The sequence below is a fragment of the Maribacter corallii genome, from assembly GCF_047345415.1.
Taxonomy (GTDB): Bacteria; Bacteroidota; Bacteroidia; order Flavobacteriales; family Flavobacteriaceae; genus Maribacter_C.
Genome location: NZ_JBLFEP010000007.1, coordinates 310404 through 317883 on the forward strand (window position 1 = coordinate 310404; position 7480 = coordinate 317883).

The following is a 7480-nucleotide window of genomic DNA, read 5'->3' on the forward strand; positions in this document are numbered from 1 at the left end:
TGGATAAGCGACATTTAAGTGCGGTATGAAAAAACTCTTTTGCTCCCTTTTCCTTCTTGCTTTTTCAACTCAGATTTTTGCATCCTCCATTTTGATACCCATGGACGCAGAGAGTCAAAAGAACCATTTAAAAGCCTATGGAATTACTTATTGGGTCTTGACCAAACAGCAAAAAGTGCAGTGGCTATTGAATTACCGAGGAGGTTCATTTTTATTACCCGACGGGGAAAGTATCCGAAAGGAATGCCAAATACGTGGGGTCTCTTTTGAGATAGTGTCCGATAGTCAGGCGCAAAGTATTTTAGAAGAGATCAGTAGTCCTTCCCAAAATCAAGAGGCAGTCGTGTTGGAAAAAGCTCCGAAGGTCGCTGTGTACTCGCCGAAGGGCAACCAGCCCTGGGATGATGCCGTGACGATGGTGTTGACCTATGCCGAAATTCCCTATGTAACGGTCTACGATGAAGATGTTTTAGATGATAAATTAGTGCTCTACGATTGGCTTCATCTACATCATGAAGATTTCACGGGCCAATATGGTAAGTTCTATGGAGCCTATAGATCCGCGCCTTGGTACATAGAACAAAAAAAGGAAGCTGAAGCGCTCGCTTCAAGATTAGGCTATTCCAAAGTATCCGAAGAGAAAAGGGCCGTAGCACTGAAAATTCGAAAGTACGTCATCGGCGGGGGGTTCATGTTCGCAATGTGTTCGGCTACCGACAGTTTCGATATCGCCCTTTCTGCATCCGATGATGTTGATATTTGTGAGCCCATGTTCGATGGTGACCCTTCCGACGCCAATTACCAAAGCCGACTGAATTTCGATAAAACATTCGCATTTACCGATTTTACCCTAGAACGTAGTCCATTGAAATATGAGTTTTCAAGTATCGATATGACGCAAAGACGCGGTAATGTGGCAAAGGAATCGGACTATTTTTCATTGATGGATTTCTCCGCAAAATGGGATCCCGTGCCGACCATGTTATGTCAGAACCATACTGCTTTGGTCAAAGGCTTCATGGGGCAGACTACGGCATTCGATCGAAGGAGTGTAAAACCAACCGTATTGGTGTTGGGGGAGAATAAAACCAATGAAGAAGCACGGTATATTCATGGCATCAAGGGAAAAGGTTTTTTTACTTTTTACGGAGGTCATGATCCCGAAGACTACCAGCATCGGGTAGGGGACCCAAAAACAGAACTGGAATTACATCCGACCTCTCCAGGGTACCGGTTGATCTTGAACAATGTCCTGTTTCCTGCCGCACAGAAAAAGAAGCAGAAAACCTGAGCAATGGATTTGAATAAAGAAACCAGCGTCCAAGTCGAAGTAAAAACTGCGATGGTTGAAGCGCAATACTTCACCTAAGTATTCAGTTTTGTTGTTCCAGAAGTTTTTCCAAAACCCGTTCTACTCCGAAGTTATCGTTGCTGGTGGTAGTATAATTTGCTACCTCTAAAACATTCGGATGTGCATTTTGCATGGCAACGCTATTCTTGGTGAGTGCGAGCATCTCCACATCATTGTTGTAGTCCCCAAAGGCCAATACGTTATCCGCTGACAATCCCAATCGCTCGATGACGTTTTGAAGAGCAAAACCCTTATTGGCATTGGCATGATTTAGATCCACCCAGTTTTTGCCTGAGACCTTGACTTTGATTTTTCCATCAAACGATTCCATAGCGGGGTAGATATAGTCTTCCGCACTAATGGGGTGATAGACCGCTATTTTTAAAATTTCATCCGTAACACTGTCAAAAGACTCCTGAACTTCATAGCTTGAATAATACTCTTTCAGTTGATCTAAAAAGGCCACGGATTGACCATCGAAATACGAGATATACTTGCCGCAGAGCATGGCATGCGCACCATCGATATATTGTATTTCGGAAAGCAGTTCATTTCGCAATGAGCGTTGTAAGGGGGTTACCAACAATTCTTCTTCATGTTGTTTGACAAGTGCTCCATTCTCGGCGATAACGATGATTTCGTTTTTGATACGATCTAACTTGTCCACAATACTGTGGTATTGACGTCCACTGGCAGCCACAAAAGTGATGTTGCGCTTTTTAAGGGCTTCATAGAGCTCAAAGAATCGTGAACTTACTTCATGGTTCGAATTGAGCAAGGTGCCATCCATGTCGGTTACTACCAGTTTGATCTGTGATAAATTCATCTTCCGAATTTTAGCTGCCAAAGGTATTTCTTCTTATTTTAATATTGCGATTGAACGAGAAGTTTTATCATAAGACAATAGTGAAATGAAGTTTTATCAAAGTGAATTGCGATTAAGACCCTTCCAACGAGGGTTTCATTTGGTTACTGAAATGGTTCTAGAAGGTATTTCTGAGATAAAGGAAATTCAAATAGGAATGTTACAGGTCTTTATCAAGCACACTTCGGCAAGTCTGACGATTAATGAGAATGCAGATCCTACGGTTCGAATAGACTTTGAAAGCCATATGAACCAAATGATTCCCGAGGGAGCACCGTATTATATACATACCTATGAAGGACCCGACGATATGCCTGCCCATATAAAAGCATCGTTATTGGGGTCTTCTGTTCAAATACCAATTACCAACGGAAGATTGAATTTGGGTATTTGGCAAGGAATCTATCTCGCGGAACACCGAAATAATGCCGCGGGTAGAAATTTGGTACTCACGGCTTACGGAAGTTGAGTCGATCTCATGATTTTGGCTAAAAAACCACAAGCGAAGAATATAAACCATAAACGATATAGATGACAACGGAAGAAAGTATTCTGAACAAGATTCAAATTTTGATTACCAATCATTTCGATACACCGGAAGAAGCGTTCAGTTTTTTTGATGCCGATGGTAGCGGAAAGCTAAAAAAAAGTGAAATCAAGAAGTTACTCGAGGAAGCTAAGGTCAGTGGCTTTTTACGTGGACTAGTTAGTTCAAAGTTAATAGAAGGCTATGATAAAAGCGATGACGAGTTAATCGATTGGCAAGAGTTCAAAGCGGCCGTTGCTAAAATAAAGACCACTTAGGGCATTGTATGGTATGTATGCCGAGATTGATCTTTATAACGCTCCTGGTATTTTCTTTGTGTAATTGTAAGGAGAAAGATAAAAAAAGACCTACTTTCAAAGCGGAGAGCTTTACCGAGCACTATATTGAGTACGCCAAGGGGACACTTCTTCTTCCCCTGAATTATGATAGGATTACCTATGAAAACTTACCTTATATAGTAGCAAAGAAAGACAGCATGTCATTACTCAATGGATTGCTGAAGTTTCTTGAGGCGGACCGAAAGGACTATGCATTATTTTCAAACCAAGAAAATAGTAATGACGTCATATTGATATTGAAATCGGAATACATCAACTTTTCCAAATCGGATGCCAACCAATACCTAGGGCTATTGGAGCAAAATATGAGCGCTACTTATGGTAAGGGTTCATATGAACGGTTAGAAAAAAAACTGACTCAAACAGAAAGGTCAAAATATGTAAAGATCAAGTATAGAATTCGTGGTCAACAAGGTTACTTTCATCAGACCCACTACGTGGTTACTTCAGCTGCGACGACATTTGGTTTGATCGAATTACGAACTGAAGCTACGGATTATGAGGACTTGATTAAAAGAATAAACTATTTGGTGAACTAACGAAAAAAGCCAGCGCAATTGCGCTGGCTTTTTTAAGTGAGATTTTACTGATTTATTTTACTTTCTCTACAATAGCTTTAAAAGCTTCTGGGTGGTTCATCGCCAAATCGGCAAGAACCTTACGGTTCAATTCGATGCCATTGGCTTTGACCTTCCCCATAAACTGAGAGTAAGACATTCCGTGCATTCTGGCACCCGCATTAATTCGGGTAATCCATAAAGCTCTAAAAGTTCTTTTTTTGTTTCTTCGGTCTCTGTAAGCATATAACATTGCTTTTTCAACCGCATTTTTGGCAACCGTCCAAACGTTTTTACGTCTTCCGAAATACCCTTTGGCTTGCTTCATTACCTTTTTTCTTCTGGCTCTTGAAGCGACTGCATTCACTGATCTTGGCATAATTTTTAATTTTTTGTAGTAGGCGATTCCTAATTCCGAATACGAAATTCAAAATTCTGAATTCTTTCTAATGGCCTAACTCCATGGTTAATGATTAAATTACCTGAAAAGAACGTTTACTTTAAACGCAATTGTTCTTTAATACTGTTAACATCCGATGGGTGTACCAACGTATCATGTGTTAACGCAAGCTTACGCTTTTTAGATTTCTTGGTCAAAATGTGACTCTTGAAAGCGTGCTTTCTCTTAATTTTTCCAGTTCCTGTAAGCTTAAAGCGCTTTTTGGCACTGGACTTTGTTTTTTGCTTAGGCATTTTTCTCCTATTTTAAATTATCTCACTTACCGTGCTTTAGTTTTTAGTAAGGTTCCCCAACACGGTCAAAGGAGCCTTTTGCATGCTAAACGCTGCTAACCAGCGGCCAGCAGCGTTTAGTATTTTATAGTCAAACGACTTTAAGTCGTTATTTCTTAGTCTTTGGTGCGATGAACATGGTCATTCGCTTTCCTTCCAATCGTGGCATTTGTTCCACCTTTCCCAATTCCTCTAGTTCAGAAGCCAAACGCAAAAGTAGAATCTCTCCTTGGTCTTTGTAAACAATGGATCGTCCTTTAAAAAATACATAGGCCTTCAATTTTGCCCCGTCTTTCAAAAACTTTTCAGCATGTTTCTTCTTGAACTCGTAATCATGGTCGTCCGTATTCGGACCGAACCTAATTTCCTTAACCACCACTTTAGAGGCCTTGGCCTTCATGGCTTTTTCACGCTTTTTTTGCTCGTAAAGAAACTTCTTGTAATCGATTACTTTACAAACAGGTGGATTGGCTTTGGGAGAAATCTCCACTAAATCCAATCCCGCTTCGGATGCAATTTCCATGGCCTTGGCCAATGGATACACACCAACTTCCACATTATCACCGACCAGACGTACTTCTGGAGCGATAACTCTCTCATTAATTTTGTGAGGGTTCTTATTCTCCCTTCTAGGTTGGGGCCTAAATCTTTTTCGTATTGCTATGACTTGTAAATTTTAATTAAACTTTATCTTTTAAAACGACTTTAAGGTACTATTTATTTCCGTATCGACCAAGTGGGTAAAGTCTTCGACTTTCAATGCGCCTAAGTCTTCTCCTCCATGCCGCCGGACAGAAATGGTATGGGCCTTTTCGTCGTTTTCCCCAACAATCAGCATAAATGGAATCTTGTTCATTTCTGCCTCACGTATCTTCTTGCCCACGGTTTCATTTCTACTGTCGACAAGCGCGCGAATTTCGTTATTTTCTAGGGATTTCAAAACTTTTTCAGCATATTTTTCGTTTTTCTCGCTAACCGGTAAAATTATCGCCTGTTCAGGAATCAACCATAATGGAAAATTACCTCCGGTGTGCTCTAGTAATAAGGCAATAAAACGTTCTAGGCTTCCGAAAGGCGCACGATGAATCATAACGGGTCTATGTAGTTCATTATCAGACCCTTTGTAGGTTAGGTCAAAACGTTCGGGTAGATTATAGTCGACCTGAATGGTACCCAGTTGCCACTGTCTCCCAAGCGCATCCTTCACCATAAAATCCAATTTTGGTCCGTAGAAAGCAGCCTCACCTTTTTCGATAACAAAATCCAATCCCTTTTCTTCGGCCGCATTGATAATGGCGTTTTCCGCTTTTTCCCAATTCTCTACAGAACCGATGTATTTTTCCGGCTTATCCAAATCACGTACTGAAACCTGGGCCCTAAAGTTTTCGAATCCCAAAGAACCTAATACATATAAGGAGAGGTCGATTACGTTTTTGAATTCCTGGTCCAGTTGATCTGGAGTGCAGAAAATGTGGGCGTCATCTTGAGTGAAACCGCGTACTCGTGTTAAACCGTGTAATTCACCACTTTGTTCGTACCGATATACAGTACCGAATTCAGCATACCGTTTGGGCAACTCTCGATAACTGAATGGCCTATGTTTATAAATCTCACAATGGTGGGGGCAGTTCATGGGTTTTAATAGAAACTCTTCATCTTGCTTGGGCGTATGAATGGGTTGAAAACTGTCCTCTCCATATTTTGCGTAATGGCCAGAAGTGACATAGAGTTCTTTCTGTCCGATATGTGGACTCACCACCATTTCGTAACCCGCTTTTTTCTGGGCCTTCTTTAAGAATTGCTCTAGTCGTTCGCGCAATGCCGCTCCTTTGGGAAGCCATAACGGTAAGCCCTGACCAACTTTTTGAGAAAAGGTGAAGAGTTCAAGTTCTTTGCCCAACTTTCTATGGTCTCGCTTTTTTGCTTCCTCTAATAGTGCGAGATATTCCGTTAATTCTTTCTGTTTCGGAAAAGAGGTTCCATAAACCCGGGTGAGCTGGGGTTTATTTTCATCACCTCGCCAATAGGCTCCGGCAACGCTTAAAATCTTAATGGCCTTTACAATGCCCGTATTTGGAATATGTCCGCCACGGCATAAATCGGTAAAGGTGTCATGATCACAAAAAGTAATGGTGCCATCTTCCAAATTTTCGATAAGCTCTACTTTATATTCGTTGCCCTCGGTCTGATACTTTGTCAAGGCATCGGACTTTGAAACCGATCGCATTGTAAAATCGTGCTTTCCTCTGGCGATTTCCAAGGCCTTCTTCTCTATCATGGGAAAATCCTTATCGGAAATACTTCCTTCAGGCAAATCCACATCATAATAGAATCCGTTCTCGATGGCTGGCCCGATGGTCAATTTTATACCGGGATACAATTCTTCAAGCGCTTGAGCGACAATATGCGAGGTCGAGTGCCAAAAAGCTTTTTTACCCTCATCGTTTTTCCAGGTATAGAGTACCAAAGCGCCGTCTTCGTTCAAGGGGGTTTTGGTTTCGATAGTGATATCGTTGAACTGAGCGGAAATAACATTTCGGGCTAGCCCTTCGCTTATACTCATTGCCACCTCCATGGGTGTAGTGCCCTTTTGATATTCCTTTACCGTACCGTCTGGTAGTGTTATGTTGATCATAATATAGTCACGTAATAATAAGGCGACAAAGATAGTGTCTTGATCGCAGGCGGACAATATATTATTGGGGGTTTGTTGTGAATCTACCACTTTGTGAGGTGTGGTGTCTGAAGCCGGTTTGTTTTTTTTTGGGGTAGCACAGGTTGCTAGAGTAGGGGTAAAACTAGGAATACAGCTTTTTTAGGACTAAAATAGTTGCGCCGGACTATAAAATGTGTTAAATTTAATACCCTTTTTATGGAATGGTGCAAACGTAAATTTCTAGCATTTAGAAGGTTAAATTAAGGGTGAAAAAAAAAGTTTAAAAAAGATTGAAATAAAGTTTTTAATTTAAAAAACCATCTTATATTTGCACCCGCTTTGGCAGTGATGTCGGGCAAGAAAAGGAAGTTCATTTGACATATTGTAGAGACAGCGCCCACTTTTATTAATAGGGGTGGGCTGTAAGTTTTTTG

Annotated in this window: 9 protein-coding genes; 4 read left to right on the forward strand and 5 right to left on the reverse strand. The window is 41.0% G+C overall.

The annotated features are described in order from the left end of the window. Positions 1–25 precede the first annotated feature (25 nt). Positions 26–1291, forward strand: a complete 1266-nt coding sequence (locus ACKWCA_RS23315) for an asparagine synthetase B (RefSeq protein WP_413980653.1) — start codon at positions 26–28, stop codon at positions 1289–1291. A gap of 82 nt (positions 1292–1373) precedes the next feature. Here ACKWCA_RS23315 and ACKWCA_RS23320 read toward each other — a convergent pair whose 3' ends face one another. Next, positions 1374–2177 carry an HAD family hydrolase gene (locus ACKWCA_RS23320; RefSeq protein WP_413980654.1) on the reverse strand — a complete coding sequence of 268 codons (804 nt, stop codon included), beginning with the start codon at positions 2175–2177 and terminating at the stop codon, positions 1374–1376. A gap of 85 nt (positions 2178–2262) precedes the next feature. Here ACKWCA_RS23320 and ACKWCA_RS23325 point away from each other — a divergent pair, with 85 nt between their 5' ends. The 3 genes from ACKWCA_RS23325 (at position 2263) to ACKWCA_RS23335 (ending at position 3640) form a co-directional block, all read left to right on the forward strand. Beyond that, positions 2263–2685, forward strand: coding sequence for a secondary thiamine-phosphate synthase enzyme YjbQ (locus tag ACKWCA_RS23325; protein ID WP_413980655.1), 423 nt, complete (start codon positions 2263–2265; stop codon positions 2683–2685). 62 nt (positions 2686–2747) lie between these two features. After that, positions 2748–3020, forward strand: a complete 273-nt coding sequence (locus ACKWCA_RS23330) for an EF-hand domain-containing protein (protein ID WP_413980656.1) — start codon at positions 2748–2750, stop codon at positions 3018–3020. A gap of 17 nt (positions 3021–3037) precedes the next feature. Then, positions 3038–3640, forward strand: a complete 603-nt coding sequence (locus ACKWCA_RS23335; protein WP_413980657.1) for a hypothetical protein — start codon at positions 3038–3040, stop codon at positions 3638–3640. Between the two features lie 52 nt (positions 3641–3692). Here ACKWCA_RS23335 and rplT read toward each other — a convergent pair whose 3' ends face one another. The 4 genes from rplT to thrS form a co-directional block, all read right to left on the reverse strand. Then, positions 3693–4037 carry a 50S ribosomal protein L20 gene (rplT, locus tag ACKWCA_RS23340; protein WP_413980658.1) on the reverse strand — a complete coding sequence of 115 codons (345 nt, stop codon included), beginning with the start codon at positions 4035–4037 and terminating at the stop codon, positions 3693–3695. A gap of 116 nt (positions 4038–4153) precedes the next feature. Continuing rightward, positions 4154–4351: a 50S ribosomal protein L35 gene (gene rpmI, locus ACKWCA_RS23345; RefSeq protein ID WP_413980659.1), complete on the reverse strand. Its 198-nt coding sequence runs from the start codon at positions 4349–4351 to the stop codon at positions 4154–4156. A gap of 148 nt (positions 4352–4499) precedes the next feature. Then, on the reverse strand, positions 4500–5054 hold the full coding sequence (gene infC / locus ACKWCA_RS23350) for a translation initiation factor IF-3 (RefSeq protein ID WP_413980669.1): 555 nt from the start codon (positions 5052–5054) through the stop codon (positions 4500–4502). A 30-nt stretch (positions 5055–5084) separates the two neighbouring features. Further along, positions 5085–7025, reverse strand: coding sequence for a threonine--tRNA ligase (thrS, locus tag ACKWCA_RS23355; protein ID WP_413980660.1), 1941 nt, complete (start codon positions 7023–7025; stop codon positions 5085–5087). Positions 7026–7480: the final 455 nt, after the last annotated feature.